This window comes from Enterobacter sp. YSU (genome assembly GCF_016082135.1).
Classification (GTDB): Bacteria; Pseudomonadota; Gammaproteobacteria; order Enterobacterales; family Enterobacteriaceae; genus Enterobacter; species Enterobacter hormaechei_C.
Map to the genome: position 1 here is coordinate 4,353,735 of NZ_CP059487.1, position 26,397 is coordinate 4,380,131.

27 protein-coding genes and 4 pseudogenes are annotated in these 26,397 nt (G+C 54.5%); 7 read left to right on the plus strand and 24 right to left on the minus strand.

Annotated elements, in window-relative coordinates; translation table 11 throughout:
• Positions 1–12: 12 nt before the first annotated feature.
• From H2Z33_RS20810 to H2Z33_RS20825, 4 genes and pseudogenes are all read right to left on the minus strand, one after another.
• The gene (locus H2Z33_RS20810; RefSeq protein WP_063135111.1) at positions 13–327 is read right to left on the minus strand and encodes a DMT family transporter; all 315 of its coding nucleotides are present in this window, start codon (positions 325–327) and stop codon (positions 13–15) included.
• Between the two features lie 103 nt (positions 328–430).
• A complete protein-coding gene (locus H2Z33_RS20815) occupies positions 431–1,642 on the minus strand; it encodes an MFS transporter (protein WP_063135110.1) in 1,212 nt (403 codons plus the stop codon).
• 60 nt (positions 1,643–1,702) lie between these two features.
• Positions 1,703–2,595 (minus strand): annotated as a pseudogene (locus H2Z33_RS20820) (dihydrodipicolinate synthase family protein).
• A 20-nt stretch (positions 2,596–2,615) separates the two neighbouring features.
• A pseudogene (locus H2Z33_RS20825) lies at positions 2,616–3,309 on the minus strand (B3/4 domain-containing protein).
• Positions 3,310–3,352: 43 nt separating this feature from the next.
• Between H2Z33_RS20825 and H2Z33_RS20830 the strand changes: the two are divergent.
• The 3 genes from H2Z33_RS20830 (at position 3,353) to H2Z33_RS20840 (ending at position 5,027) form a co-directional block, all read left to right on the plus strand.
• Positions 3,353–3,955: a helix-turn-helix domain-containing protein gene (locus tag H2Z33_RS20830; RefSeq protein WP_048229287.1), complete on the plus strand. Its 603-nt coding sequence runs from the start codon at positions 3,353–3,355 to the stop codon at positions 3,953–3,955.
• A gap of 65 nt (positions 3,956–4,020) precedes the next feature.
• Entirely contained in the window at positions 4,021–4,482 is a 462-nt protein-coding gene (locus H2Z33_RS20835; protein WP_048229285.1) for a GNAT family N-acetyltransferase, read from the plus strand.
• A gap of 26 nt (positions 4,483–4,508) precedes the next feature.
• Positions 4,509–5,027 carry a GNAT family N-acetyltransferase gene (locus tag H2Z33_RS20840; protein ID WP_063135108.1) on the plus strand — a complete coding sequence of 173 codons (519 nt, stop codon included), beginning with the start codon at positions 4,509–4,511 and terminating at the stop codon, positions 5,025–5,027.
• A gap of 454 nt (positions 5,028–5,481) precedes the next feature.
• On the opposite strand, the gene H2Z33_RS20845 is transcribed toward H2Z33_RS20840, so the two are convergent.
• The 5 genes from H2Z33_RS20845 to H2Z33_RS20865 all read right to left on the minus strand — a co-directional run bounded on the left by H2Z33_RS20845 (position 5,482) and on the right by H2Z33_RS20865 (position 10,503).
• On the minus strand, positions 5,482–6,801 hold the full coding sequence (locus H2Z33_RS20845; RefSeq protein ID WP_063135107.1) for an NAD(P)/FAD-dependent oxidoreductase: 1,320 nt from the start codon (positions 6,799–6,801) through the stop codon (positions 5,482–5,484).
• Between the two features lie 213 nt (positions 6,802–7,014).
• Entirely contained in the window at positions 7,015–7,716 is a 702-nt protein-coding gene (locus H2Z33_RS20850) for a GntR family transcriptional regulator (RefSeq protein ID WP_032707853.1), read from the minus strand.
• A 95-nt stretch (positions 7,717–7,811) separates the two neighbouring features.
• Positions 7,812–8,120 (minus strand): hypothetical protein, encoded by a 309-nt coding sequence (locus tag H2Z33_RS20855; RefSeq protein ID WP_225561461.1) that lies wholly within the window; start codon positions 8,118–8,120, stop codon positions 7,812–7,814.
• Entirely contained in the window at positions 8,095–9,597 is a 1,503-nt protein-coding gene (locus H2Z33_RS20860; RefSeq protein ID WP_063135106.1) for an aldehyde dehydrogenase, read from the minus strand. Before H2Z33_RS20860 ends, H2Z33_RS20855 begins: the two co-directional genes overlap by 26 nt.
• A gap of 9 nt (positions 9,598–9,606) precedes the next feature.
• Positions 9,607–10,503 (minus strand): dihydrodipicolinate synthase family protein, encoded by an 897-nt coding sequence (locus H2Z33_RS20865; protein ID WP_114503531.1) that lies wholly within the window; start codon positions 10,501–10,503, stop codon positions 9,607–9,609.
• Positions 10,504–10,898: 395 nt separating this feature from the next.
• On the opposite strand from H2Z33_RS20865, the gene yddG reads away from it, so the two are divergent.
• Positions 10,899–11,810, plus strand: a complete 912-nt coding sequence (gene yddG / locus H2Z33_RS20870) for an aromatic amino acid DMT transporter YddG (RefSeq protein ID WP_063135105.1) — start codon at positions 10,899–10,901, stop codon at positions 11,808–11,810.
• 263 nt (positions 11,811–12,073) lie between these two features.
• Positions 12,074–13,450 carry an MFS transporter gene (locus H2Z33_RS20875; RefSeq protein WP_047063298.1) on the plus strand — a complete coding sequence of 459 codons (1,377 nt, stop codon included), beginning with the start codon at positions 12,074–12,076 and terminating at the stop codon, positions 13,448–13,450.
• A 68-nt stretch (positions 13,451–13,518) separates the two neighbouring features.
• Here the strand turns inward: H2Z33_RS20875 and H2Z33_RS20880 are convergent, their stop codons facing one another.
• Both H2Z33_RS20880 and H2Z33_RS20885 read right to left on the minus strand, forming a co-directional pair.
• Positions 13,519–14,535, minus strand: a complete 1,017-nt coding sequence (locus H2Z33_RS20880; RefSeq protein ID WP_063135103.1) for a GlxA family transcriptional regulator — start codon at positions 14,533–14,535, stop codon at positions 13,519–13,521.
• Entirely contained in the window at positions 14,519–14,995 is a 477-nt protein-coding gene (locus H2Z33_RS20885; RefSeq protein ID WP_063135102.1) for a MarR family winged helix-turn-helix transcriptional regulator, read from the minus strand. The genes H2Z33_RS20880 and H2Z33_RS20885 overlap by 17 nt, the downstream gene beginning before the upstream one ends.
• A 96-nt stretch (positions 14,996–15,091) precedes the next feature.
• On the opposite strand from H2Z33_RS20885, the gene H2Z33_RS20890 reads away from it, so the two are divergent.
• Together H2Z33_RS20890 and H2Z33_RS20895 are read left to right on the plus strand one after the other, a co-directional pair.
• Positions 15,092–15,667 carry a UbiX family flavin prenyltransferase gene (locus H2Z33_RS20890; protein ID WP_047637532.1) on the plus strand — a complete coding sequence of 192 codons (576 nt, stop codon included), beginning with the start codon at positions 15,092–15,094 and terminating at the stop codon, positions 15,665–15,667.
• A 10-nt stretch (positions 15,668–15,677) separates the two neighbouring features.
• The gene (locus H2Z33_RS20895; RefSeq protein ID WP_063135101.1) at positions 15,678–17,144 is read left to right on the plus strand and encodes a UbiD family decarboxylase; all 1,467 of its coding nucleotides are present in this window, start codon (positions 15,678–15,680) and stop codon (positions 17,142–17,144) included.
• 297 nt (positions 17,145–17,441) lie between these two features.
• On the opposite strand, the pseudogene umuC reads toward H2Z33_RS20895, so the two are convergent.
• The 13 genes and pseudogenes from umuC to H2Z33_RS20955 form a co-directional block, all read right to left on the minus strand.
• A pseudogene (umuC, locus tag H2Z33_RS20900) lies at positions 17,442–18,344 on the minus strand (translesion error-prone DNA polymerase V subunit UmuC); the annotation flags it as partial.
• Positions 18,326–19,012 carry a DUF6453 family protein gene (locus H2Z33_RS20905; RefSeq protein ID WP_232350968.1) on the minus strand — a complete coding sequence of 229 codons (687 nt, stop codon included), beginning with the start codon at positions 19,010–19,012 and terminating at the stop codon, positions 18,326–18,328. The pseudogene umuC and the gene H2Z33_RS20905, both read right to left, overlap by 19 nt.
• A gap of 29 nt (positions 19,013–19,041) precedes the next feature.
• Positions 19,042–19,554: pseudogene (locus tag H2Z33_RS20910) on the minus strand (terminase small subunit); the annotation flags it as partial.
• A gap of 456 nt (positions 19,555–20,010) precedes the next feature.
• Positions 20,011–20,424 (minus strand): Ivy family c-type lysozyme inhibitor, encoded by a 414-nt coding sequence (locus H2Z33_RS20915; protein ID WP_063135100.1) that lies wholly within the window; start codon positions 20,422–20,424, stop codon positions 20,011–20,013.
• Between the two features lie 1,110 nt (positions 20,425–21,534).
• Positions 21,535–21,810, minus strand: a complete 276-nt coding sequence (locus H2Z33_RS20920; protein ID WP_058689407.1) for a hypothetical protein — start codon at positions 21,808–21,810, stop codon at positions 21,535–21,537.
• 7 nt (positions 21,811–21,817) lie between these two features.
• Positions 21,818–22,447: a glycoside hydrolase family 19 protein gene (locus H2Z33_RS20925; RefSeq protein WP_058689335.1), complete on the minus strand. Its 630-nt coding sequence runs from the start codon at positions 22,445–22,447 to the stop codon at positions 21,818–21,820.
• Positions 22,447–22,728, minus strand: a complete 282-nt coding sequence (locus H2Z33_RS20930) for a phage holin family protein (protein ID WP_022651286.1) — start codon at positions 22,726–22,728, stop codon at positions 22,447–22,449. The genes H2Z33_RS20925 and H2Z33_RS20930 overlap by 1 nt, the downstream gene beginning before the upstream one ends.
• Positions 22,715–23,101 carry a phage holin family protein gene (locus H2Z33_RS20935; RefSeq protein ID WP_058689334.1) on the minus strand — a complete coding sequence of 129 codons (387 nt, stop codon included), beginning with the start codon at positions 23,099–23,101 and terminating at the stop codon, positions 22,715–22,717. Before H2Z33_RS20935 ends, H2Z33_RS20930 begins: the two co-directional genes overlap by 14 nt.
• Before the next feature lie 791 nt (positions 23,102–23,892).
• Positions 23,893–24,084: a hypothetical protein gene (locus H2Z33_RS20940; protein WP_058689333.1), complete on the minus strand. Its 192-nt coding sequence runs from the start codon at positions 24,082–24,084 to the stop codon at positions 23,893–23,895.
• A 191-nt stretch (positions 24,085–24,275) separates the two neighbouring features.
• Positions 24,276–25,109 carry an antitermination protein gene (locus H2Z33_RS20945; RefSeq protein ID WP_058689332.1) on the minus strand — a complete coding sequence of 278 codons (834 nt, stop codon included), beginning with the start codon at positions 25,107–25,109 and terminating at the stop codon, positions 24,276–24,278.
• Entirely contained in the window at positions 25,106–25,468 is a 363-nt protein-coding gene (gene rusA / locus H2Z33_RS20950) for a crossover junction endodeoxyribonuclease RusA (protein ID WP_058689406.1), read from the minus strand. The genes H2Z33_RS20945 and rusA overlap by 4 nt, the downstream gene beginning before the upstream one ends.
• A gap of 2 nt (positions 25,469–25,470) precedes the next feature.
• Positions 25,471–25,677 (minus strand): hypothetical protein, encoded by a 207-nt coding sequence (locus H2Z33_RS23485; RefSeq protein ID WP_071591740.1) that lies wholly within the window; start codon positions 25,675–25,677, stop codon positions 25,471–25,473.
• Positions 25,677–26,279, minus strand: a complete 603-nt coding sequence (locus tag H2Z33_RS20955; protein ID WP_058689331.1) for a DUF1367 family protein — start codon at positions 26,277–26,279, stop codon at positions 25,677–25,679. The genes H2Z33_RS23485 and H2Z33_RS20955 overlap by 1 nt, the downstream gene beginning before the upstream one ends.
• Positions 26,280–26,397: the final 118 nt, after the last annotated feature.

Consider the following 26,397-nt stretch of genomic DNA (forward strand, 5'->3'; position numbering starts at 1 on the left):
ACAAGACATACCTCAGGATGCCAGTTTCATCATAATAAGGCCTGCTACAATCACCACCGCAGCGAATATGCGCATCGGTGTGGCAGGTTCCCCCAGAAAATACAGGCCTGCAACAAATGAGCCTACTGCCCCTATCCCGGTCCAGATGGTATATGCCGTGCCCAGTGGTAATGAGCGCATTGCTGCCGAGAGTAAGGCAAAACTCGCTATCATACCGACGAGAGTCACTATCGAGTACAGTGGGCGGGTAAACCCGTCAGACAATTTCATCGCATAAGCCCATACGACTTCAAGCAAACCCGCAGCCGTCAGCATTAACCAGGCCATAATTTCTCCTCTTAATATATGTCCGGGTCGTCCCGAAGAAAGCCTCTGATGTAACGGGTCGTCCCGCTACGGCCTGAATAAAATGGAATCCCTGCTTAAACCATCAGCAATGAGATTTGAACGATGGCCAGATACGGGCCAACAGAGAAATAACCAGTACTGTCGACAGCGTGCACAGGCTTAACACCAGTGGCGCATAAGCTCCCAACATCATCAACTGACCCGCAGCTGCGGTGCCAAGTGAGCCCGCAGTAATTTTCATTGCACCCACCCAGACAAAGACCTGCCCCCGGCAGGATGGTGGGGAGTATTCACTGCGTGCGGCAAGCGTGGCGGCGAAAAAAGCGGCATTAAGCACTCCGGTTATGAAGAAGCAGAAAAACACGGGTAAAAAACTGCTGACCACCAGAATGGAAAGCAGGCCTGCGACAATCAGCCCTCCGGAGCTCAGCATCAGCCTGTCGGGTTCACCTCTCAGTGGGATAGCCATCAGGCATACCGATCCCGCCAGATTGCCCGCTCCGTAGGCCACGGTAAGAAAAGCGGCTGTGGCTGCTGGAACACCAAGAACATCAGCCATACTCACCGCAACAACCGGCAGGACGGCGACAGCAAAGGCGACGGCCATCGTCAGGTACAGTGTCCTGCACAGCGGTGTGTACCGGATCATCATACTCATCGTTGTGATGGCACCGGCAACCTTTGTAGGCTTGCCGCTGTGTGTAACCGGCGAAACCGGTAGCCGCATGATAAAGAAAGCAGCGAAAACAGTACCAACGGCCAGAAGGTAAAACGCCGCAGAAGGCGAAGCCCAGGCGGATATGGCGGCTACAGCAGAGGGACCCAGCGTGCCACCGAAACCGTAGGTTGCCACATCAAGACCCTGAGCCCGGCGCTGACTTCGCTGGTCCGGCCCTGCCATGGCAGGCAGGAAAGCACTGATCCCACCTGTCAGGAGTGGGCCACAGAGTCCTGCGGCGATAAGAAGCAATGCCGTCAAAAGTAAAGGGACGTGGCCGAAAGTCACTGTCATAATCCCTGTAATAAAGGCATACGCCAGGCAGGCCATCGCAATGACCCTGCGCCCGTCGCTGGCGGTATCGATCCTGCGGGCAATAAACGGCCCCAGCATATGTGGGAGGGTAATGCAGGCAGCCATCCACCCCGTCACTGTGTAATACTGTTCAGATGACTGGCACAGTAAGATCACTGCCAGCACCCCGCCGCCATCCGCAATGCGTGCCAGCATCGCGGCACAGGCATAGCGGACAAGACCTGCCTTAACAGGCGCGTTTGTACACTGAAGGGTCGTCATGAAGATTATTGCCTGGCCAGGTTTCAGGAGGACCGCCAGAGTGCCGGTCCTGTCGGTGGGTTACTTCAGCTCCAGCGCGGTGATCACTCGGGCAATATCCGCGATATCGCCCGCTGACAGCGGTTGCAGAGGACGAGGCAGGCAATCCGTATCGGTCAGTCCAAGCACACCAGCGGCAGCGGCAATCACACGAATACTCCCGCCATGTTTACGGAACAGCGCCCACAGCGGTTCCAGTCGGGTTGTCAATGCCATAACACGAGCGTGATCCCCTGCTGCTGCTGCCTCGGTGATCTGCTTTGCGGTTTGCGGGAACAGACCGCCACACACAGAGTACCAGACCTCGCAGCCTGCATTTAATCCCAGTCCGGCATACATATCGCCACTGATACCGATTGTCACTCCCGGGCAAAGATGTTGGCGTAGCGCATTCACCCGCTCAGCGGCCGCTGCCGGGCTATCCGGGACGCCAGGGATCTTAACCGAACGAACCCCCGCCAGTGATGAGAGACGACCGTGCAGTTCATCCGTAAAGGTAAAATGTGTGGTACCCGGATTATCGTAGACACAGACCGGAACAGACGCATGCCGGGTCACCGCCTCAAAAAGCGCGAAGACCTCTTCATCACGAAGTGACTGGTAACTGACCGCCGGGAGCAACAGAGCATCTGCGCCTGCTGCCTGCGCATCATCAACCAGATGCAGGATGGCATCGGTGCTGACTGCCCCCACGCACACCATCACAGGGATATCTCCGGCAAGCTGTTTAGCCAGAGTCGCGATGCGATTGCGCTGCTCCCGGGTCAGATTGCGTAGCTTCCGGTTGAACCCAGAATGCCCAGAGAATCAACACGGGCCGCGGTCAGGCGGGCCAGAATCTTACTGAACCCCTGTTCGTCGACGCCGCTGGCGGTGACGGGAGTTAGCGGAAAAGCAGACAAGCCGGTGAACATTGTGTTTCTCCTGAATGATATTACTGGTATTGCTCTTCGATAAGAGCCACCTCAAACCACAGACCGGGCATCATTTTTTCAAGGCCATCGGTCAGCATCTTCCCGGCTTCATGAAGCTTCTCCAGTGGCATCTGCGGCAGACTCTCCAGAATGAACCACATTTGCTGAGCTTCCACATCCAGGCGGGTTCTGACCCCCTGTCGCCAGTTCCAGCGACGGCAGGTCACGCCTGCATCATCGCACCAGATAACCTCACCTTGCGACGGGTATTCAATGGCGGTCTCACCGTCTTTGACGGTATCAAAAGGCTCGGTTCCTTTTGCCACAACCAGACGCGGTGAACCCTGATAGGCAGCGATATTCTCTCCCCCCACAGGAACGGCATAGCGGAGGCTAACGGCGTTATAGAGATCAACGATGGGATCGAGTGCGGGCATCGTACTGTCACGTAATACGCGCTTACGTAAGGCATCCGCTGAACATGGTGTGCGTTTCGGTTTAGCACCAAACGTCTGGAAAACCTCAGCCCAGGCGACCAGATGAGATTCAGCCCATTCAGGTTCGCCAGCCAGAACCGCTTCACAGGCTTCCAGCAGTACCGTTTCCCCTATCAGGGTTCAGAATCGGCGCGGCTTTTACGCAGATACTGAGTGCCCGAAAGCCGGGAGCGATACGATAGATTTCTGGGGCAATTGACGGAGAGACTGTTAACACGTGATAATCCTGTTATGACCAATTTATTCCATGATAATGACCGATGACTAAGAAAGTCAATTTAATGACCGATGCTAATGCGATAGCCAGCACCGTAAATGAAGCCGTCTCTCAGCGGATTAAGCTGTATCGCAAGCAAAAGAAAATATCCCTCGATGAACTCTCCCGTCGGGCGGGCGTCAGCAAGGGCGCGCTGGTTGAGATTGAGGGATGCCGGGCGAACCCCAGCATTGCCCTGTTATGCCGCCTCGCTGCCGCGATGGGTGTTTCGGTGGCTGACTTTGTGGATGTCAGCGCCAAACCGACCGTACATCTCATTGCTGAAGATGAGATCCCTCAATTGTGGGAAGGCGAAAAAGGCGGAAGAGCAAGGTTGCTTGCCGGATCCGGTGGCCCTGATATGACCGAGCTCTGGATGTGGGAAATGCAGCCAGGGGAAAAATTTGCTTCACCTGGTCACCCGGAAGGAACGCTTGAATTGTTTTATGTACAAACTGGCACTCTCACACTCGGCGTACATGATCACCTGTATCTGGTGAAGGCTGGCTGCTCGGCAACGGCCAGAACAGACGTTCCTCATTTCTATGAAAATCGGGGGGAGAACCCATTGGTATTTATCATGACAGTACATGAAAGAGCATCCTGAGTGCTCCCCGGTTTAGTGGTCAGCCCTGCTGTCTCATCGCGAGTCAGTCCTGAAGGAGAAGTTCAGTGAATAATCAGCACCTGCGATTTACCAAAGACAAATTTACTGTCACAACCGATCCCGCTTTTTTTCAGCTGGAAGCCATTCACGATTACCTCTCCCAATCGTCCTGGGCTCCAGACATTGATGCCGAAACGGTAAGGTTATCCGTCCAGAACAGCCTTTGCTTTGCACTTTTGGATGGAACAAGGCAAATCGGCTTCGCCCGTCTGGTCACAGACTATGCTACTTTTGGTTATTTGTGCGATGTCTACGTGTTAAACGATTATCAGAAAAGTGGTCTTGGTCGTTGGCTGATTGAATGCTGTCACGCACATCCATTGATGTCACGTCTGCGACGAATAATGCTGGTAACCGACAGTGCGCCTTGGCTATATCAGAAACTGGGGTATAACCCTTTGAACCGGCCAGATTTTGTCTGGCAGATCAATCGACCAGACATTTATCGTAAACCCGGGAAAAACTAAGAATACTTTTCAGAAAGCAAAGACAAATGTTGATCCGCAGGGCAAATACCTCTGATGCAGAAGAGCTTGCCATTTTAGCTGAACGAACCTTCAGAAAGACTTTCCAGGATGGGAATACTCAGGAGGATATGAAACTTCACTGCCAGGCAAGCTATTCAACACATATCCAGTTGAAAGAGATCCTCAGACAAGACTGGGTTACATTAGTCTGTGAACACGAGAGCAAATTGATTGGGTATGCCCAACTGAGGTGGGAAGAGTTTCCTCCCTGTGTCAATAGCATTCACGCCGGGGAAATCCTGTGTCTATATGTTGATGCTCCCTATCATGGTAGAGGATTTGCGCAAGAACTTATGCGGATGTGCTTTGCTGAATTTGAGGCAAAGGGATCGGATGTTGTCTGGTTAGGCGTCTGGGAACATAACCCAAGGGCAATTTCTTTTTATCATAAGCTTGGGTTTACCGAGGTGGGTGAGCATATCTTCCAGGTTGGGTCAGATCCGCAGAGAGATATCATTATGAAACGTTCAACTGGCGTTCGCTGAATAAACATCATGACGTCCGCTTTTGGCACAAAACGGACTGTCATTGTCACGCATTTTGTCAGCGGTCAGTTAATCCAGTCTCCCGGCGTGAGGTCAGGCAACTGCTCAAACGCTCTACTATTGTCGTTACCAGTACGATGCCGGCACCAATGGTATGCCCAGCGGTCGCAGGGCCATTCAGGCCAATCGGCGTCCGGCGTCGGTAAAACATATTTAACAAACTCGTGGTGATGTGGTTTGTCAGGTGCAGAATTGTTATGGGCACAGTTACAGGACAATTAGATCGAAGCCACTGAATCACACAAACAGCCTTATAACAAGCTGCACGCCAAGCAAGGAATCCGAGCAACTCTATCACTGGCCGCTAGGTAGACGTCTAGCGATCACCCGAATCTTAGCGATATTGGGCTATAAGGCATTCAGTAAGAGCGCCATCAGGCGTTTTCACGGAATGCTATACCTCCAGTCCGGCGCGGAACTGGCCCCACTTCAGCACCGAGTTCACCCCAATTGACAGGAACGGCTCCGGCGGGGTTCTGTTCGGGCCCGGCGAGGCCACTAGGAAATCGATCAGCTCGTTGCGCTCCCCGGCGATCATATCCGCCAGCAGTTTGCCGGTGGCGGTACCGCGGGTGATCCCCAGACCGTTACAACACAGCGCGCCATAGACGTTTGGTGCCAGCTGGCCGAAGAAGCCTTCGTGATTGTCTGACAGGCAGATGGCCCCGCTCCAGGAGTATTCGAAATCAACCTTATTCAGCATCGGGAAGCGGCGCTCGAACGATTTACGATGGGTCTCAATATTGTGCTTCAGCTGTTTTTCACGCGGGCGACCGTCGGGATGGAAGCTAAAGCTGTTGCGCATCAGGATGCGATTATCAACCGTGCGGCGCACGGTGCTGCCAAACGGATGCGCCGGAATAACGCCCCACACCGGCTTACCGCCAAGCTGCGCCTGCTCTTCGGAGGTCAACGGACGGGTCAGGCTGCCATAGAGGAAGGTCGGCAGCAGGCGACCGCGCAGAAAACCAAAGTGCGCAGCAAAGGCGTTGTTCGCCAGGATCAGCGTGTCGGCGGTGATGCTGCCGTGGTCATGCACCAGCGTCACTTTGTCGCCATAGTCGATGGACGTGATCGGCGTATTTTCATACAGGGTCACGTTAGAGGGCAGGCTGTCCGCCAGTCCTTTCACCAGCGCCGAGGGCTGGAGCAGAATGGTGCCCGGAATGTAGAGCGCCTGCTGGTAGTATGAGGTGCCGATATGGTCCGGCAGATCCTTCCCGGGGATCATCTCCGCGTGACGGCCAATTTTTTCCAACCCGCTGCGGTAAGCCTCGAGAATGGCGATCCCCTTTTCCCCCACCGCGGCCTGATATTTGCCGGAATCGCTCATCTGACATTCAATGCCGTGCTCCTTCACAATATCACGCAGGTAGTTCTGCCCGAGGGTGTTGAGCTTGAGGATCAGATTCGCGGTGGTGACATCACCGATATAGTCCTTCGCCCCGATATCGTGCGGGACATCAATGGCGAAACCGGCGTTGCGCCCGGAGGAGCCGTAGCCCACGTCCTGCGCCTCAACCAGCACCACTTCATCATCCGGGAAGTTTAGCGCCAGCTGGCGGGCCGCGGCCAGCCCGGTTAATCCGGCTCCGACTATCGCCCAGCGGGCATGCTTTTGCCCGACGTGAGCAGGACGCGGGGTACGCGGTTGACTGGTGTGATACCAACCCGGCAGGGCGTCGTCAGCAGGTAGAGAAGTGATCTTTTGCACGTGGGTTACTCCGGTAAGTAGCGTTGAATCAATGTTAGCCATCCCGAGAAAATGTGTATGTGATGTATATCTCATGTATACATCAAGTATAAAAATAGTTGCGAGAATGATAAAAAAGGCATACAAAGCCCGGCGCAGCGGGCGTCAGAGAAGAAATACGAATGGGGAAAGGAGGCCTGTCAGCGGGTGCCAGCAGGCCTTAGCGAGATGCGATCAGCGGTTATCCCCCTCCGGGAAAGGGGCGAAGTTATCGGCTTTCAGCCCCTGGGGCGCGATAAAGATCTCCATGTTTTCCCGCGACAGTTCCCAGTGCTCAAACACCAGATCGACCACCGCCTGTTCGTCACGCGCCTCGATGGCAGCGATAAAGGCATCGTGATGATCCGCAGCCAGCTGTAAACGGCGCTCCATGTCCTCGTTTTGCGGCCGGAAGAAGGTATGTCCGATGCGACAGTGGTCGATCAGCAAACGCCCCAGGCTCGGCTGCAGATAAGGGTTGGCCGCCATCTCGCCCATGATCTCGTGAAAACGGTTGTTCTCCAGCGCCAGCGCTTCGGCATCGCGGGTTTGCACCGCCTTACGAAAGCGTTTCTGGGTCTCTTTCAGCGCCTTAAGCTGCGCCGGTTTGTAATGCTGCACCGCAAGGCGTCCGGTGGCGGCATAGATCATCGGTGCCACCAGGAAGAAATTACGCAGCGTCGAGTGGCTCATCGGGATCACCCGTACGCCGCGTTTTTCCACAATCTCAAGATACCCTTCCCCCGCCAGGCGCTGGAATACTTCACGCACCGGCGTACGGGAGAGACCGTACTGCGCGGTCAGCGCGGCTTCATCCAGCAGCTCGTCCGGATCCAGCTCCATGGTGAGAATATGTCGTTTGAGATCCTCATACAGCGCTACCTTTCCCGTTCTCATTGCCGCCTCCTGAAAATCGACCTGTGATGCTTAACTATGATGTTGCTTAACCTACAGATAAAGATGTGCAACAGCAAAATTATCAGCCACAGCAATCATGCTCTGCGCATCTCGCTGGCAGTCTGATAGATCAGCCTCAGGAGGGGCTCCGGATCCCGGTCCGGGGGATGGCGCAGGATCTCCCCACGCAGCCAGACAATTTCACTGCCGGCAACGTGGCGAAATGACCGCATTTGCCCGGCATTTTTTAGCCACTTCATGATAAAGGCATTTTTCTGGCGGTTTGAGCCAATGCGTCCCTGCTTTCTCGACAGGCCAACCGCCACCAGAAGACAGAAATAGAAATGGATTCTCTCTTCCAGACCGTTAAAAACGGCTTCAGGCGTCGTCTTCAGAGAGATCAATCCACAGGGTCTTCAGTTCAGTGTACTGGTCGAGGGCGAAGACAGATTTATCGCGCCCGCCAAAGCCCGACTGCTTGTAGCCACCAAACGGCGTGGTGGCGTCACCTTCCCCGAAGCAGTTCACCGTCACCGTACCGGCACGAATGGCGCGCGAGACGCGAATGGCCCGGTTCAGCCTGCTGGTGTAGACCGACGCGGCCAGACCGTATTCTGTATCGTTGGCCAGCGCAATGGCCTCGGCTTCGGTTTTAAAGGTGGTGACGCACAGCACCGGGCCGAAGATCTCCTCCCGGAACAGCGCGCTCTCCGGCGTCACGCCGTCGATAATGGTCGGCTGGACATAAACGCCCTGCTCAGTATCGCCGCCCTGCACCATCCGCAGCCCCTCCTGGCGGGCGGTGTCGAGATAGCCACTCACCTTGCTGAAATGCTCCGTCGAGACCATCGCCCCCAGTCGGTTGTTGGGATCGAGCGGATTGCCCATCGGCCAGTCGCCGATCTGTTTTGCCATCTCGGCCAGCAGCGCCTCTTTGACATTTTCCTGCACCAGCAGGCGCGAGGTGGCTGAACAGTTCTCGCCCATATTCCAGAATGCGCCGTTCAGCACGTGGCCAGCCACGGCCGCCAGATCCCCCGCATCGTCAAAGACGACAGCCGGGTTTTTACCGCCGCACTCCAGCACCACCTTCTTGAGGTTGGACTCTGCCGCATAGTGCAGGAAGCGCCGTCCGGTAGCGGTGGAGCCGGTAAAGCTCACCATGTCGATATCCGGGTGCAGGCCAATCGGCTCTCCGACGGCTTTGCCGGTGCCGGTGACGATATTCAGCACGCCCGCCGGGATGCCTGCCTCAAAGGCCAGTTCTGCGACGCGCAGCGCGGTGAGCGAGGTCTGCTCCGCCGGTTTGACGATGACCGAGCAGCCAGCCGCCAGCGCCGGGCCAATTTTCCAGGCCAGCATCAGCAGCGGGAAGTTCCACGGCAGGACGCAGCCCACCACACCAATCGGCTCGCGCACCACCAGCGCCATCGCACCGTTACCGACCGGGGCGGTGTGGTCGTAGAGTTTGTCGATGGCTTCGGCGTGCCACTTGAGCACGTGGATGGTTTCGGGCACGTCCACCGCCAGGCATTCGCTGACCGGTTTGCCGCTGTCGAGGCTCTCCAGCACCGCCAGCTGGTCGATCTCCTGCGCCATCAGCGCCGCCAGTTTCAGCAGCACAGCTTTACGTTCGCCCGGTGCCCGCTTGCTCCAGCCTCCGGCCTCGAACGCGCTGCGCGCCCCCGCCACCGCCGCGTTGACGTCGGTGACGTCGCAGGCGGCGATGTGGCCAATCGTCTCCCCGGTGGCTGGGTTGGTGGTCGCCAGGGTCTTGCCGGAGCGCGCGGCCACGAAGCGCCCGTTGATAAAGGCCTGGCTCGCCAGGGAGAGCTCCCGGGCGATGGCCGTTACGTCATCCAGGGTATGCAGCTGACTCATATCGCCTCCTTACAGCGCCGCAGCGACGTTGCGTTTCACATCGGCAATCACCGCTTTCAGCTGCGCTTTCTCTTCATCATTCAGATCCTGCAGCGGCGCACGCACCGTGCCGGAGGTCAGACCGTTCAGCTCGCAGCCGTAACGGATCGACTGCACGAACTTGCCGCCGTCGAGGTAGTTCATCAGCGGCATCATCGCAGCCATGATCTTGCGGCCTTTGGCAAAGTCTTTCTCCACCACGCAGGCTTCATACAGCGCCACGTGCTCACGCGGAATAAAGTTGGAACCGGCGCAGACCCAGCTTTGCGCGCCCCAGGCGAAGAACTCGAGAGCCTGATCGTCCCAGCCGCAGGAGAGCGCAATGTTCGGGAACTTGCAGGCCAGCAGGTGCAGATTGTTGAAATCGCCGGAGCTCTCTTTGATGGCGACCACGTTCGACGAGCGGCTCACTTCGCGGAAGTAGGTCTCGCCCATGGTGATGCCCATGCGGCCCGGGTAGTTGTAGAGCATGATCGGCAGCTGGGCGGCTTTATCCACGGCTAGCGCGTGATGGGCGTTTTCCAGCTCGGTCGGCAGGGCGTACGGCGGCGAGGTTACCAGGATAGCATCGGCTTTATGCTCACGGGCATGTCTGGCGTAGTCCACCGCATCTTCAGTACGGATTGCGCCGGTGCCGACAATCAGCGGCAGGCGGGAGCCAATCACCTGGCGGGCGTGTTCTACCAGCGCTTTACGCTCTTCCGGGCTCTGGGCGTAGTATTCGCCGGTAGAGCCACCGATGATGATGCCGTGAACGCGGGCCTCGATCAGCGACTCCAGCACGTCGGAAAAGCGCGCAAAATCAATGCTGCCATCGGCTGCGTAAGGGGTAATTGCCGGGGTGTAGATACCTTCAAATGTCAACACGATAACCTCCAGGGGGAATTCACGACCATCACAGTCTGCTACGCAAGCCTGATGCACTGCGTTTGTTAAAAATTTGCACAGGGGGAGGTAAAAGGTCAACGAGTGAATATTTTTTGTATACAAGAAAAATACAACATAAATACGTATTAACAGAAGATTTTGACAAACATGAAAAATTTAAACATTAAAAATCAATAAAATAAATGCATTATTTTATCGTAGTAATTTTCTATATGATTTCCGATAGCGATCACATTCCCGAATTATCACCCGCTGATACGTATTTACAGCACCTTTCCGGCGGCATAGTTTTAATGCTGCAGTTAACCAGAATTTAACAAAGCGGCGCTCCGGAAGCCCGGGTTGTGACCAGAATGTAAACAGAGGTACAGGATATGCCCCATAAGAAAGCGACACTCATTGGCCTGATCGCCATCCTGCTCTGGAGCGCGATTGTCGGCCTGATCAAAAGCGTGAGCGAAGGCTTTGGCCCGGTGGGCGGGGCGGCGTTGATCTATTCCTGTAGCGCGGTGCTGCTGCTGTTTACCATCGGCTTTCCGAAGATCCAAAAGTTCCCGCTGAGCTATCTCATCATCGGCAGCGTGCTGTTCGTTTGCTATGAGCTGTGCCTGTCGCTGTCGCTGGGCTTTACCCATACCGGTCGTCAGGCGATTGAAGTGGGGATGGTGAATTATCTCTGGCCGAGCATGACCATTTTACTGGCGGTGATCGTTAACCGGCAGAAAACCAGTCCGTTAATTATTCCCGGGGTGATTTTAGCCATCGTCGGAATAGGCCGGGTATTAGGCGGCGATGGTGGATTTTCGCTGACGGAGATGATGAACAACGTTATGGATAATCCGTTAAGTTACGGGCTGGCATTCAGCGGGGCGGTGATCTGGGCTATTTATTGCGTAGTCACCCAGCGTATCGCTCAGGGAAATAACGGTATCACCTTGTTCTTTATCTTAACGGCGCTGACGCTGTGGGTGAAATATCACACCTCGCCCCAGCCGGAATTTACTCTGTCGTGGCACGCATGGATCAGCCTGATGCTGGCGGCAATGGCGATGGGCTTTGGCTATGCCGCCTGGAACGTCGGGATCCTGCACGGCAACGTTACGGTGCTGGCGGCGGCGTCGTACTTTATTCCTATCATCTCAGCGGTGCTGGCTGCCTTTATGCTGGATTCGCACCTGACCCTGGCCTTCTGGCAGGGCACGGCGATGGTCAGCCTCGGATCGCTGATCTGCTGGTGGTCGACGCGCACGGTTGCCGTAAAAAGATTATCTGACGAAGCGTCTTAAAATAACAGACACAGTAACAACATAATAAATATAAATAACATCTTATCCGACCATCCTGCAGCGGAGGAGTATTTGCCATGAATTACGTGAAATAACGCACGCTCTTATTTAACGCTTGAACCTACTTAGACCTATATTTATTCCGTAATCGATGATTAATGGAAAGCGGTTTCGCTCGGCCTGAAGAAACATTCATCGCTAATGATGTTTATTCCTGCTGTGACCCATTAATTCAACGATATCGGGGAAAGACAGGAGTTACCATGTCAAATACCGTTTCTGTTGAAGACGTCCCCCTCAATCGCTTTCACCGTCTGCTGACCGTTCGCTCCGGTGGCGGCTCCTTCGTCGATGGTTATGTGCTGAGCATTATCGGCATAGCCATGATGAAGGTCTCCCCCGCCCTGGGACTGACCGCCTTCTGGGAGGGCCTGATTGCCGCTTCGGCGCTGATCGGCATCTTCTTTGGCGGCTTTATCGGCGGTGCCCTCACCGACCGGCTGGGCAGACGGATGCTCTATTTCGTCGGCCCGACGCTGTTTGTGGTCTGCTCCGTGGCGCAATACTGGGTACAAAGCGGCGAGATGCTGTTTGCCCTGCGCTTTTTAAACGGCGTGGCGGTGGGCATTGAGTACCCGGTGGCGACCGCCTTCCTGGTGGAGTTTCTGCCGAAGAAAAACCGCGGGCCGTGCCTGGCCACCCTCACCATCCTGTGGTTTGCCGGTGCCGCCGCAGCCTATATGCTCGGCGAAGCGCTGCTGCACTTTGGCGGCCCGGACGCCTGGCGTCTGACTCTGGCGAGCACTGCGGTCATTGGTGCGCTGCTGTTTCTGGTGCGTCTGGGCACCCCGGAATCCCCGCGCTGGCTGATCAGCAAAGGCCGTCATGCCGAAGCCGAAGCGATCATTCGCAAGGTGTATGGCCCTGACTTTGGCCTGGACAAACTGCCGGAGCAGGCGGAAAGCAAAAACCTCTCCTTCTTCAACCTGCTGCACTCAGGTTACGGTAAACGCATGGCGTTCGTGACCATCTTCTGGACCTGCTCGGTGATCCCGGTGTTCGCGGTGTATGCCTTTGCGCCGAAAGTGCTGGACGCCCTGCACCTGAGCGGCAAATGGGCCTCCTACGGTTCCGTCGCCATTACCCTGCTGTTCGTGGTCGGCTGCATTATTGCCACCCGACTGGTGAACACCCTTGGACGCCGCAAACTGCTGCTGCAAAGCTTCCTCTGGTCGGGGCTGGCGCTGCTGCTGCTGGGCTTGCTGCGCGATGGCCCGTCAATGATCATTCTGCTGATGTTTGGTGCCTACGCGCTGTTTATCGGTGGGGCGCAGGTGCTGCAGCTGGTCTACCCGAACGAGATCTTCCCAACGGAGATCCGTGCCGGTGCGGTGGGCGTGGGGACCTCGCTGTCGCGCATTGGTGCCGCGGTCGGGACCTGGCTGGTGCCCGCCTCGCTGCAGAGTCTGGGGATCGGCACCACCATGTACATCGCCGCAGCGATCACTTTTGTGGGCCTGGCCGTTTCCTGGTGGCTGGCACCGGAAACCAACGCCCGCAGCCTTGCCGACGCGGCCTCGCTGGATGACACCCCGTCGCAGAAAGCGAATATGCCGATGGCGAAGCGTCATATGCTGTAACAGCCGCCGGGTGGCGCTGCGCTTACCCGGCCTACAAAACCGGGCCTGCACTTTTGCCGTGTGGCCCTTTACTCTTTCACCAGTTTTTCCACTTCCCTGCGCCGCTTTCTGAACGAACTGGGGGTTTCACCGTACTGCTTACGGAACCAGGCGATCAGGTGCGAGGCATCCGCAAAACCGGTGGCCGTGGCGATGGCGTTAATGCTGTTGCTGGAGTCGGCCATCAGCTTGCGCGCCTGCTCAAGACGCATCCGCCGCCAGTACACCGCCGCCGAATGACCGGTACACTGGGTGAAGATCAGATTGAGCTGGCGGAAGGTCACTCCGGCAAACTCCGCCACCTCTGCCAGCGGTACCGGCGAATCGAGATGGTGCTTCATAAACTCAATCACCTTCGTGACCAGCGGGTTCTCGTAGACGTCAGGTTCACCGAGCGGCGTTTTGTGCTTCGCTTTCGGCGTGGACACCTCATCCACCAACAGATATTTCAGCACCTTTTGCGAGCGCACCAGTCCGCAGTGCTGGCGGATCAGATCCGCCGCCAGGTCAATCGCCGTGCCGCCCGGACAGGAGATAATCCCGCCGTCCTTAATGTAGGTTTTATCGATCACCGGAATGGCTTTCGGGAAGCGCAGCCGGAACTCATCCCGGGTGGTGAAGTGGATCGCGCAGTGGCGACCGTCCAGCAGCCCGGCGTTACCGGCGACAAAGGCCCCGCTGCAGAGAGTAATGATCGGAATATTGCGGGCGTGCAGATCCCGCAGGGCCTGCAGCAGCCATTCCGGCGACTGGCGGGTCTCCTCCAGCAGCCCGCCCGCCACCACGAAGTAATCCCACTCTTTTGAGAAATCGAGCTTTGCACTAGGCGACACCGGCAGGCCACAGCTGGCGGTAATCGGCTGGTCATTACAGGTCATCCACTCCCAGCGACAAAAGATCTGCCGACTGGAGAAGGACTCATCCGCCGCAAAGCGCAGGGACTCCACCAGCCCCGCCACCGAGGCCAGCGTAAAGTGTTTCATCAGCAGAAAGCCGATCGTCAGATCGGGCTTCGGCTCACTGTGGCTGTCAGGCACTTTGCTCATCAGGCTCCTGCAATCCCCCCAGCTTGCTCAGCAGACGCTTCAGGTCGGCGATATCCTGGGTATTCAGACCGGCGGTGATCATCTTTTCGGCCCTTTTGGCCTGCTCAATCATCTGTGCCAGCATCGCCTCGCCCTCTGCGGTCATGGAGACCAGCTTGCGGCGGCGGTTGGCGGGATCGGTCTGCACCTTCAGTAGCCCACTTTTGGTCATCCGATCGATCACATAGGTGCCGGTGGCTTTATCAAACCCGGCGCGGTTCCCCAGCGTTTGCTGGTCGCAGGTGGTTTCTTCCGCCAGCACTACCAGTATGGCGTACTGCACGGCAGATAACCCGGTATCGACGCACTGGCTCCAGCAGATAGTGGAGTGCTGCCCTGCGCGGCGCATCAGATGCATTAATGAACTATCGCCGTGCGGCCACAGGGGCGCGGCAAGGACTAAGTCGCGATTTTCTGCCATCGACTCTCTTGACTCCTGAAAACGACAAACATATAGTTCGAGCACAAACAGTTTGAGCTCGAACTATACCTAAAAGTATTGCTACAGAGAACTCGCATGAAGCTTGTTGTAGGCATGACTGGCGCTACAGGCGCTGCAATTGGCGTTCGTTTACTGGCCGCGCTGAAAGATCTGGACGTCGAAACGCATCTGATCATCTCCAAATGGGCGCGCGCCACCATTCAACTGGAAACGCCCTACAGTGTACAGGAGGTTGTCGCCCTCGCCTCGAAGACTTATAGCGAGCACGACCAGGCGGCCGCCATCTCCAGCGGCTCATTCCGCGTCGACGGCATGATCGTCGTGCCGTGCAGCATGAAGACCCTTGCCGCAATCCGCTGCGGCTACGGCGATGGCCTGATTGCCCGCGCCGCCGACGTGACCCTGAAAGAGCAGCGCAAGCTGGTGCTGGTGCCACGGGAATCGCCGCTCAACGCCATCCACCTGGAGAACATGCTCGCCCTGACCCGCGCCGGGGCGATGATCCTGCCGCCGATGCCTGCCTTCTATAACAACCCCACCAGCACGGACGACATCATCAACCACTTTGTATCGCGCATTCTTGATCAGTTTGGCCTGGATAACGCTTTAACGAAACGCTGGGGTGAACCTCACTCCGCTCCCACGGCTTAAGGAGAGCCTGATGAACTATTACGGTGATTTACGCAGTTATATCGATGCCCTCGACGCTATGGGCGACATCATGCACGTGACCCGCGAAGTGGACGGTGATTTTGAGCCAAGCGCCATTACCCGTCGCAGCTATGAGATCCAGTCCCCTGCCCCGCTGTTCCATAAGGTGGCTGGCGTGGCTCCCGGTTTCCGCCTGTTCGGTGCCCCGGCCAGCCTCTCCTCCCGCAAGGAGATACCCTATGCCCGCGTGGCGATGTCGCTCGGCCTGGCTCCAGAATCAACCGGGCCGCAGATCGTCGAAGCGCTGTCGGCGGCCCGCCATAAGCCCGGCATTCCCCCGGTACGGGTGGCCTCTGCGGACGCCCTGTGTCATCAGAATATCCTGCGTGGCGAGGCGGCCAGCCTCGATCGCTTCCCGCTCCCCTTTGCCCACGACAAGGACGGCGGTCGCTACGCCAACACCTGGGGCACGCTGATTGTTAAAACGCCGGACGGCAAATGGGTGAACTGGTCTATCGCCCGCGTAATGAAGGTTGACGGCAAGCGGATGGTGGGACTGATCGTCCCGAGCCAGCATATCGGCCAGATCTGGACCGAGTGGGTGAAGCTCGGCCAGCCGATGCCTTACGCGCTGGTGCAGGGCCCGGCTCCGGCGATCTCCTGCGTGTCCGGCATTCCGATCCCGGCCCACGCCGACGAGGCGGATTACATTGGCACCCTGGCGGGCGAGCCGGTGCCGGTGGTGAAAGCGGTCAGCATCGATCTGGACGTGCCAGCCACGGCAGAGATCGTGATTGAGGGTCATGTCTCCATCACCCGCGATTGCCAGGAAGGGCCCTACGGTGAGTATGGCGGCTATCTCGGCGAGGGCTCGTCTGCCCAACCAACCTTCCACGTCGAGACCATTACCCACCGGGACGATCCGATCTGGCCGATGTCGATCACCGGCCGCCCGACCGACGAGTCGCATACGCTCTGGGCGATGGGACTGGCCGCCGATGCCCTGACGTATCTGCGTGAAGCGGAACTGCCGATCGTCACGGCCTGGATCCCGGAAGATTCCACCGTCCACTGGCTGCTGGTGGTGGTGCCGCAGAACTGGCGCGAGCTGCTGCCGGGCGTCAGCAGCGAAGCTCTGGCGCAACACATCGGCGAGGTGCTGTTTAAGACCGACGCGATGGTATTTATTCCGAAGGTCTACGTGGTAGACGATGATTTTGATCCCACCAACCTGCGCGAAGTGGTGTGGGTGCTCTCAACCCGCGTACATCCGGTTGGCCGCCGCGTGGTGTTTAACGATCAGCGCGTGATCCGCCTGCCGCAGTGTTATGAAGAAGAAGAGTATGTGGCAGGTAAGGGGGCAAAAGTGGTGTTTGATACGCTGCAGTCCACCCGCCATCTGCATGCCTCGTTTGAGCAGGGGTATCCGGAAGAGGTACGCCAGCGCGTACTGGAGAACTGGCCGTCGGAGCTATAAGTCTCTTAAGCCTGTCTGTTTAAACAACTGACAGGCATATCCGGGTTTCCCATCGCCCACTTATACAGCGATGAAAAACGACAAGGTCAAAGCCATTGTCGCCTTCGAGCCTGGCAGCAGCGCTGTATTCCCGGAAATATCTTCAGTATGTTGCCAGTCGTACCTGCCTGTGGCGTTTATCTCAGTAATACCTGAATCAACTGAAAGAAGATATACACTGACCTGCTCCCCACAGATTGATGCAGATAAATGTTAGTAACGTCCGCTCTTGGCACATAGCGGACCTAAGAATCAAAATCATCGAATCCTAAGAAGGTCTGAATACCTTGTGGTGTAGCGTGGAGATAACATTTCACGCTTCATCTGCCACTGTTGCTGTACGCCCTGCCCGGCAAAATAGAGCGTGCCCTTTCCATCTTTCGCATTCAAATGATCCAGCACTTCCATCAACCTTTCACTTCCAGCGCGTGGGGCGTTCTCATCAAACAAATTGAGCTGGGCAACGCCCTGACTGAAAAAATCCCCAAGCATGATGCCCGCTTTCTGATATCGGTGACCATCTTTCCAGATTTTGTCCAGGCACTTTACCGCAGCGTTGATGATGTCTCGGGAATCCTGAGTGGGGGTGAGAAGCTTCATGGACGCACTGTTACCGTAATATGGCTCGTTAAGCGCAAAGGGAGAGGTCTTAACGAATGCAGAGATAAAGCGGCAATACTGGTGCTCACCACGTAGCTTTTCAGCGCCACGGGCAGCATAGCTGCAAATGGCCTGCCGCATCTGCTCGTATTCGGTAATGCGTTCGCCGAATGAACGGCTGCATACAATTTCCTGCTTTGCTGGTGCGAACTCTTCCAGATCTAAGCATGGCTCGCCGCGCAACTCTCGGACCGTTCGCTCGAGTACTACGTTAAAGTGTTTACGGATAATCCACGTGCTTTGTTCAGAGAGGTCCAGAGCCGTTTTGATGCCCATGGCGTTCAGTTTCTTACTGATGCGTCTGCCGACGCCCCATACGTCCTCAACGGGTACCAGAACCAACAATCTGCGCTGACGGTCAATATTGGACAGGTCCACTACCCCGCCCGTCTGGCGCTGCCATTTCTTGGCGGCGTGGTTTGCCAGCTTGGCGAGGGTTTTCGTCTGCGCGATGCCAACCCCGACAGTCAGGTGCGTACGCTTCAGAACTGTAGCGCGGATACCGTGTCATTACCAAAAATTGCATACCGCTCGCGCCCCAGATATTTCCCACCCTGAACTGAAGCACTGCCGTTCTGTATTTTTATTCCGAACATTCGATACACGTACATGCCATTTACTTCGTGAGCCACCAGCCCGAATCTGCCCAGCGGAACATAGCCGCTGCCGATGCTCACGGTATTTTTCGAAGGCGTCCAGAGTTGATTGAGGTAAACGAAAGGCCGCCTTGTCGTCGAAAACGTGCAAGCCCCGGCTGCATTGAAGATGTTTAGCCCGGTGCCCGGCTGCGGCGCCACACCACTGGCGAAGATGACAATATCTATCGTGCCGGTCGTCGGAGCGTCATCGTTGGTGGATGGAGGGCTGAAGAACCTGACCGTGTTGCCATCGAAATCGACGGTGTTACCGCTATTGCAGCGCCCAAAGACAATATATTTGGACTTGTCGTACCCCGCTATCGTGGGAACTGCCCAGCCGCCTGTGGGGACATTGACGGTCCCCTTCCAGATACACTGCCCTGAATGCGTGGCATTGGTTATTGAGGTGAAGTCAGTGCTGTTGCTGATTAGCAGCCCCACCCCACTACGCTGGCCTGACGGAAATATCTGCCAGAGACTTCCGGGGAACGTGTACGTACTTTCACGCTCACTGATGCTTACATCCTTCATCGTTGAGTTCTGCGTCAGGCGTCCACCGGATACTGGTGACCGAAGCCCCAGCAGTAACGACACGCGCCACGACGATACTGAGAGAGTTGGTTAGCATCGAAGGTGGCAAGCTGCCACATCTGCGCGAGGACTTCATCGGCACTGCCAAGCGTGCGCGCAATGGAGGCTTTTTGTTGCTGCGCAATAGCCTGCGCAACGTTAGGATTCGCTATAAGCTGACGACCGTAGTTTGGGTCACTATAACCAGCACGTGCAGCGGCGGCTGTGGCGTTATTGTCCTTCAGATATTCAGCAATGAAGCGCTTTACCTTCGAACTGAGCTTTATATCCACCAGCTCATCTGCGCTTTTATCTTTCTGCGCAGTGCGCGCTATCTTTTGCGCGTAAATTTTTGTATTTTGCGCAGTAGCTTTCTTGATATAGCGGCGAGCAGTTACATAATTAAGGTTATGTGCCTCGCACCATTCCTTAGGGGATATGCCAGTAGCAGCGTGATCAGACAGGAACCGCTTCTGCAGCTCGCCCCAGTCCGGCTTAGCCATTGTCACCTCTAAATTGAATGAATTTTAAACGTCACTCATAGCTTCATTATTTGAAGCAATGAAGTATTTTTCTCAAAAAAATCTTGAAATGAGGATTTAAGCTCATGACATATGTATAGCTACGATGACGTAGAGAGAATCAAAACCAATCTCGAATGGATTGTACATCAATCATCTGCTGCTACTCAGTTGCCAAACAGGCACGACCAAAAAGCCATATACAAAATCCTTGAACTCATCCAAACCTACGAATTACTTCTTGATTTAATAAAGGATTTTGGCGTATCAGTAATAGATGCCGAACTCGCAGAAGGCCTCTCCATTACAGAGACATTCATAGCCAAAGTGAAACGGAGTGATAGTGCGATGTGAGAGCGTTTTTCAGCAAGCTCATTGTCAAGAGCTAAGTGTTTGTTAGCTTCAAACTGCTAACATGCAGTTTGAAGCTAGAGAGTATCAATTACCGTAAAGGCGATTGAAAAGCGCATTTTTCAAAGCATCAGAATCAATCGGATCCAGGTTTAGCCAGGTCAATGTCTCACGATTTTTTTCTGCATTAAAATCAGAAAAAACGCCATGGATTTCACGATTATCAGGTGAGTAAAGAACAGCGATATTTTGTTCAGGACAGCTATGAGGTTTACATCCAGACAGAGCAATATACTTTTTCCCTGCAACTGTAACTTCGGTTGATGGTGTGCTCGTGCCGCCACTCTTTACCCATGCGGGTAGCTTGTTTTTGCTGATTAGCTCGGAGTAGCTCTTAAAGGTGCTTTTTGCACTAGCGAAGTCAGAAAGATACTGCCCCTCGTCGGCAAGAGCACCGAAAGAAACAAAAGCCATAACAGCGATAATCATTTTACCTTTCATGTTAATCCTCATTCCATAAAGACATCTCAACTCTATACTTTAGCAGCTGCTATGTCAGCCCTATAGTTAGCCAGACTATTCGAAATTACTTCCTATCCAAAATCATTACCTAAGGATTATCCAAATCTTTACCGCTTGTGCTTGTTGAATACTGACTGTTTGCCAGGCTATTAAGGACTCTGATGCGGAGAATGCCAACTCCGGAGAACATCAATAAAAAGAGCAACGAAACTGAAAATCCTGTAGCCCTCCCTGAGAGGGCTTTTTTTTGAAAAAAAAGCCAGCTCGGACAGAACTGGCTGGGTCTAGCAGTAATAAAATAGCACTTCACACTCAGCTCGACGTTTAATCTATTCCTTTAGTTCTGCATTCAGATGCCGGGTGCCTCCCGGTGAATTTGCCACAGTCTACAAATCCGCAAACGTTACGTGCAACAGCGACTGCTTGCCCCGCCGCAGAGGGGGATTCAGCCAAATAGCAAAAGTATCGATTCACCTGTGTAATACGAATCTAGTACAAAATTTTAGTTTTATGCAATCTATGACTGAATTATCAAAATCGCGACAAAAAACTATCACGCAAGTTATTAATCCCCCATTAAAAATCACGCACTAAAACATTTCTTCTTATGCCCGATACTTATCTGACGCTTTGCTTTAAAGTCCAAGCTCCTTGTAATGATGGCCATTTGGTCTACCTTCCGAATTGCAGGATTTCATTTCGGAAGGAACTTTTTTTCCTTTCCCACCTTGATAAATACTCATTGTTTTCTAGACACTTACACAGACTTTGCTATGTCAGATAAAGTCGTCGTTCAGGACTACCCGTGTGCTCAAGGATGAGCCACCCTGATTTGTTCAAGCTTTTCCCTGCCATTTAATTATCTCCCCCCTAAGAATTGTCCATTCGTATTATGGAGTCCTCAATATTTGCTACGGTTAAAGTCCAGAGGAGAGACTGTGTCCGAACCTCAGGGATGAGGCTCAATTTTTCCCGCAATTTGCTTTCCATGCTTTGTTATGCGCCAGGATGTCTTTCTTCGTCTGGCGGTCCAGAACGTCGATGTCTTGATCCGTCAGGAAGATTGGCTTCACCCAATCACAACCGGTATCAACCACCACCGGGACGCTTCCATTCGTTACGCAGCTCGCGATCAACATCGTCGCCAGGCATATGATTAACAGTCTGATGTACATTGCTGGCCTCTTTCGTTGTTTCTACCCTGCGTTCGGCTGCTGCGACCATTGCCGCTGCGTTATCTTCGGTTCGCTGCTGGTCGGCTTTAGCTTCTGCTTTGCTGGTGCCGCGAATATGGCCCAGACCAAAAGCGCCGGCGATAGCGGAAATGACCAGTGCGGCCAGCCCGATTATTGTCTCGATACCCACACTCACCTCATACCAGAACTGATTTCGCCAGGTTAAACAATGCACGGCGTTTTTCCAGCCCGTTGCGGCCGCCATTGATTAACAGTGTCACGCGCTCAACGTCGCCGGAATGAAGAAGGCAACCGCGGGAGGCATAGAACCATGCGGCTGAGCGCGCGGCGTATTCATCCTGTTCAAGCAGCTCCGGGTGGGTAACGAGGTCCAGTTTCAACGCCTGGCCACAACTGCGATAGTTACTCAGACCAGTAACCTGTTTCAGCCCGCGACCGCGATATTTCCAGCCATCACCGTCAACCTGATTGCCCAGGTGTTCTTTTCCCCACTCACCACCGTATACCAGATTAGCGATCGCTTTCTGGTTTGCCGGTTGCGTTGTCGTTCTGCCAAGTGCAGCGGCTTGCTGAGATGTGATGCGGTGGCTGCCGAACGTCGGCACCAAGTTTTCTGCCGCATAATTAAGATTTTCCACCACACGGGTAAATCTGGAGCTTTCGTGCCCCATCTGGGCAATAAACATCGCCTGATCATGCGGTGTGGTTATGCCGTACTCCTTCATAGCGGCGTCGATATGCGGAAACCAGCGCGCAGCTAACCCGGCGCTGATACCAGCCGCCTTCTGAAATTGTGTTTGATTCATTAGTGCCTCAGATGATCAACCAGACGTGCAACGTTGCCTTTGACGGCCACCAGCACGGAAAGGAATATGATGTTTGCCGCAATGGTGGCCCATGATGAATGCGGGTAAATCCCACACAGGTACGCCAGCGGTACAGCGCTGTATGTGACGGTAATCAGCCAGGCTAAACGCGAAATCCATGGCCGATGCCGCGAATCGCCACGGCGATAAAACATCAGAGTAATCACAACACCGGCGCAGAGCAGCGCGTTGATAGTTGCTGTTGGGTCATTTAGTACCACCCGAACCTCCCCGGCGCGTTATCAGCGCCACCAGCGAGCCGATGTCCTGCTTGTTCAGGAACGTAAGGATTTGAACGGCTAACGCAGAAGCTACTACGGCACCGATAGCATCCAGAGGCTTCTCGGTGTACCCCGTCCAGGATGTGAGTTTTGAACCCAACAGCCCCGAACAAAGAATGCCGACGATATACGACACGAAGAAGTATGCCAGGCGACGTAACACACTCAGGTCAGCCGCTGTCGCTATGTAAAATACGGCGCCCGCAAATGCACCAAAAACAACACCGTAGTCAGTTCCGGTCAATAGACCGTAGACACTGGCTCCAGTCAAAGCTAAACCGGCCAGCCCCGTGCCGGAAAATGGATCGGACATCGCCCCCCCCCCTCATATTGCTGTGAATCCTCTCAGTAAATTTGAGGGGAAATAAAAAAGGCCACCCTGAGGCAGCCTGTGTTCTTCAAATTATGTTCATAAAGGTGGGGATATGGGGCCTTCCAGAACGACCGCTTCACCGTTATGGCAAAGATCGTAGCCACGAGTTAGATGCCAGACGCCTCTGATTATTTTTCCTGTAACCATATCTTCAGTTTTACCGTGCGAAAAGTAGGCGATCTGGACACAGTCATTGTGTCTAATCCAATAATATCCCTCTTTCATAATTCACCTCTTAAATTGTTTCATTTAGAAGTGTATATGACGATTCAGAACCTGGTGGTCGACAAAACGTTTTTTTGAGGATGTAGCGCCGGGTGCCTCCCGGTGACTTATCTCTGGTCGTCAAAGTCGCGTGCATACCTGCACATAGCAGTTAACCAGACGCCCCATCGCTTAGATGGGATTCACCACATTCAAAACTAAAACAAGAAACATTCATCTGGTCAATGGATGATTAATAAATGAAAAAAAAGCCTGCTCGGAAAAGCAGGCATAAATAGCTAAGTTGGCAATAACTGAGGGAGTGGTGCCGGGTGCCTCCCGGTGGAAATGATCACAGCATTCATTTCCGCGCGCTGGTTGGACACTCTGGAGAAATGTCCTGCTGAATCGCCCCTCCGCTTAGGGGGATCCACCACAAAAATGCTTTCAGAAACATCCATTACTCAGGATGCTTAAAAAGCATATGTGCGGTATGAAGAATCTGCCACGTAATCAGATGAATATATTCATTTAAATGGTACAGGCAGAAGGCCTTCAATCACCTCTGCCTCTCCGTTGTGGCAAATGTCCTCTCTCTGCGTCAGATGCCAGACACCAGTTATCAACTGGCCCGTTTCAAGGTCATCGGTTACACCATCGGTGTAGTAGGCTACCTGAATTCTGCCGTTGTGCTGTAGCCAGTAGATACCCTTTTCCATTTTCCCACCAGTATGGCTGGGAAATTAGATGTTACTACAGGGTTGTATGGTTTTAGTAATTCTTAAATTGCTATAAAGCAAAAAGCCCTACGGGGTTAACCGCAGGGCTTTGAACGAAGGCAATAACCCATCGTTGGAGCAAAATTACCACAGATTCGGGAAAAGTAAATAGCTCACGATAAAATAACGCCCTATTTTGTTATCTGCTTCAGCTGCGCATCGGCCCATGCCTCTTCGATGTCAAACTTGGTGATTAGCTGATCGTAAAAGGGCTTAACAGACTTCTTCCAGGTATCCAGGCTGATTGTATCCGTTATCTGACACACCGCAGCGTAAGCCTCAGTTGATGGAATTCGCTCATACCCGCGTCCGCCGCAACGCTTGCAGTCAGCTAAAATCGGAACGCCCCGCTGTTCAGTAAGAACCTGATTAATGGCTTTTCCGCGACCATGGCAATCTCTACAGGCACAACTTACTACCTTCTTGCCCTTACACTGAGGGCACAGAACGCGCGCTATCTCCCTGACCTGTCTGCGAATCTCGAACTCAGAAGGTCGCACATCTTCGACACCCATGTGCAAAGACATCTTCACGAACTTCTTCTCTTTTGCCGGAGTGTGAGACTTCATGCTGAATACCTCAGCGTCAATAAACCCTTCCCCATTGCAGCCATCGCACTGCTTCACGCTGGCGGCGCTGCGGGAATAGTCCTCAAACGCGAAGGTGGCCAGCTGGTGCATCACTAATGGCTTTACCCTGGCATCCAGTTTGCGAAGTGCAGCAACCCGGTCGCACTTGGTCAGCGCGTACTGGGCCAGCAATTCGATCGCCCTCTCCCGGTCGTTGTTGCTGATCCCCATCTTGCCGAGAAAGGCGCTGTAACCCATGGCGGCCCGTTCCTGCGTCATGCCCATAGCGGCCATGATATCCGTGCCGGTTAATGAGTCTGACGCCGTAGCACGCGGAGAGTCGCTAACCATTGTCGATTTGGCGAAGTGATATTTGAGGGTATTTTCAAGATTCATGCGGTCTCCAGCTCGGTAATGGTGAGTTCTAATTTCCCGCCCATAACGACAGGCATCTTCACAACGCGATAGTCGACTACCTGGCAATCATCCAGCCATAATCCCGCCTTAGTTAAAGCGTCGAATGCAGCTTTTTGCAGGTTATCCAGATCGCGGCGCCGGCGGTCGGGCATGTGACATTCAATTCGGATTTTGAGTGGTGCGGCCGTCCGGATATTAAGCCGGGCGCTTCGAATGACACTGGCGACCGCATAGTGGTAAGCGACGCCATCAGCACTAATATGCGTACGCCCGCGGTTGTGCCGGTAATACCGGTTGTTGCTCGGCGGCCAGGGCAAAGTGATTTGATATGTATTCACGTTCATCCCCACATCCGGTTTCGCCAGCGGCTATCCGGGCGCGCTGGTGTATGTGAGGTCGGAAGTAATGCACTGACAGTCCAGGTCACGTAATCCTGGTTAAGGCTGCGCTCCACTCTCACACCGCGCGCTCTGTAACGCTTAACCAGTTCGTCGGCCTGTTCGGTGCTGCATTCGGTATGATGGAACCATGAATGTTGCATGCCCATCACCCCGCAAAGCCAAGCAGCTGCGCGGCGACATTTTCGGCCTCATCGCGACTGCGGAATGAACGAGACAGGACCCAGCGCCAAAGAACATCAAGCGCAGCTTTATAAAGTTGCTGGAACTCGAGTTCGTCCATGTTGGCGAATGAGATGCTACGTGGATGCTTTTTGAGTGTGCCGTCAGGTAGCTGAATAGCATCAAAGTGCCCTGCCTCGACGATTACCCATGAGCGGTAAGCATCGAAGGACTTGCACAGGCTAATTCCATTCGTGACCCGGCGGTATGCGACTTGCTCCAGATACTGCTCAGCAGCATCGATCAGCGCGTTCTCATTCCCGCCATAAGAAGCCAGGAACTTTGCGTAGCCGGTGATTAGCTTCCGCTCGTTACTCGAGATAGCCCCGCCGATTGGTTCCCAGTATTCAAAACCGAGATTGAGAAGCGCGAAAAATCGCCGGTGGAATGCCGGGTTTCGTAGTCGCCTGAACTCGGCAACAAGAACATCGCCGAGCCGGGTTTTGGATTGCAGGATATCACTGGTCTCGGGTGTGGCCGGGATCAGTATTCCTGAATAGTGTTTGATAAGTTGAAATTCCAGCGCCATGGTTCTCTCCGTGGCGCATCAGGTATAGGGTGTTCAGGCCTATGAAAGAATGATATCAGACGGTGGTGTAATTCGGTACCCAAGCCGTTTTGCAAATTGCATAAACCCGTTAAGAGTG

Bases quoted from the DNA above. Each gene is read 5' to 3' on its own strand.
- H2Z33_RS20810 (WP_063135111.1), bottom strand. From the start codon at position 327: ATGGCCTGGTTAATGCTGACGGCTGCGGGTTTGCTTGAAGTCGTATGG.
- H2Z33_RS20815 (WP_063135110.1), bottom strand. From the start codon at position 1,642: ATGACGACCCTTCAGTGTACAAACGCGCCTGTTAAGGCAGGTCTTGTC.
- H2Z33_RS20830 (WP_048229287.1), top strand. From the start codon at position 3,353: ATGACTAAGAAAGTCAATTTAATGACCGATGCTAATGCGATAGCCAGC.
- H2Z33_RS20840 (WP_063135108.1), top strand. From the start codon at position 4,509: ATGTTGATCCGCAGGGCAAATACCTCTGATGCAGAAGAGCTTGCCATT.
- H2Z33_RS20850 (WP_032707853.1), bottom strand. From the start codon at position 7,716: ATGAGAACGGGAAAGGTAGCGCTGTATGAGGATCTCAAACGACATATT.
- H2Z33_RS20860 (WP_063135106.1), bottom strand. From the start codon at position 9,597: ATGAGTCAGCTGCATACCCTGGATGACGTAACGGCCATCGCCCGGGAG.
- yddG (WP_063135105.1), top strand. From the start codon at position 10,899: ATGCCCCATAAGAAAGCGACACTCATTGGCCTGATCGCCATCCTGCTC.
- H2Z33_RS20875 (WP_047063298.1), top strand. From the start codon at position 12,074: ATGTCAAATACCGTTTCTGTTGAAGACGTCCCCCTCAATCGCTTTCAC.
- H2Z33_RS20880 (WP_063135103.1), bottom strand. From the start codon at position 14,535: ATGAGCAAAGTGCCTGACAGCCACAGTGAGCCGAAGCCCGATCTGACG.
- H2Z33_RS20885 (WP_063135102.1), bottom strand. From the start codon at position 14,995: ATGGCAGAAAATCGCGACTTAGTCCTTGCCGCGCCCCTGTGGCCGCAC.
- H2Z33_RS20890 (WP_047637532.1), top strand. From the start codon at position 15,092: ATGAAGCTTGTTGTAGGCATGACTGGCGCTACAGGCGCTGCAATTGGC.
- H2Z33_RS20895 (WP_063135101.1), top strand. From the start codon at position 15,678: ATGAACTATTACGGTGATTTACGCAGTTATATCGATGCCCTCGACGCT.
- H2Z33_RS20905 (WP_232350968.1), bottom strand. From the start codon at position 19,012: ATGAAGGATGTAAGCATCAGTGAGCGTGAAAGTACGTACACGTTCCCC.
- H2Z33_RS20915 (WP_063135100.1), bottom strand. From the start codon at position 20,424: ATGAAAGGTAAAATGATTATCGCTGTTATGGCTTTTGTTTCTTTCGGT.
- H2Z33_RS20925 (WP_058689335.1), bottom strand. From the start codon at position 22,447: ATGAATCAAACACAATTTCAGAAGGCGGCTGGTATCAGCGCCGGGTTA.
- H2Z33_RS20935 (WP_058689334.1), bottom strand. From the start codon at position 23,101: ATGTCCGATCCATTTTCCGGCACGGGGCTGGCCGGTTTAGCTTTGACT.
- H2Z33_RS20940 (WP_058689333.1), bottom strand. From the start codon at position 24,084: ATGGAAAAGGGTATCTACTGGCTACAGCACAACGGCAGAATTCAGGTA.
- H2Z33_RS20945 (WP_058689332.1), bottom strand. From the start codon at position 25,109: ATGAATCTTGAAAATACCCTCAAATATCACTTCGCCAAATCGACAATG.
- H2Z33_RS23485 (WP_071591740.1), bottom strand. From the start codon at position 25,677: ATGGGCATGCAACATTCATGGTTCCATCATACCGAATGCAGCACCGAA.
- H2Z33_RS20955 (WP_058689331.1), bottom strand. From the start codon at position 26,279: ATGGCGCTGGAATTTCAACTTATCAAACACTATTCAGGAATACTGATC.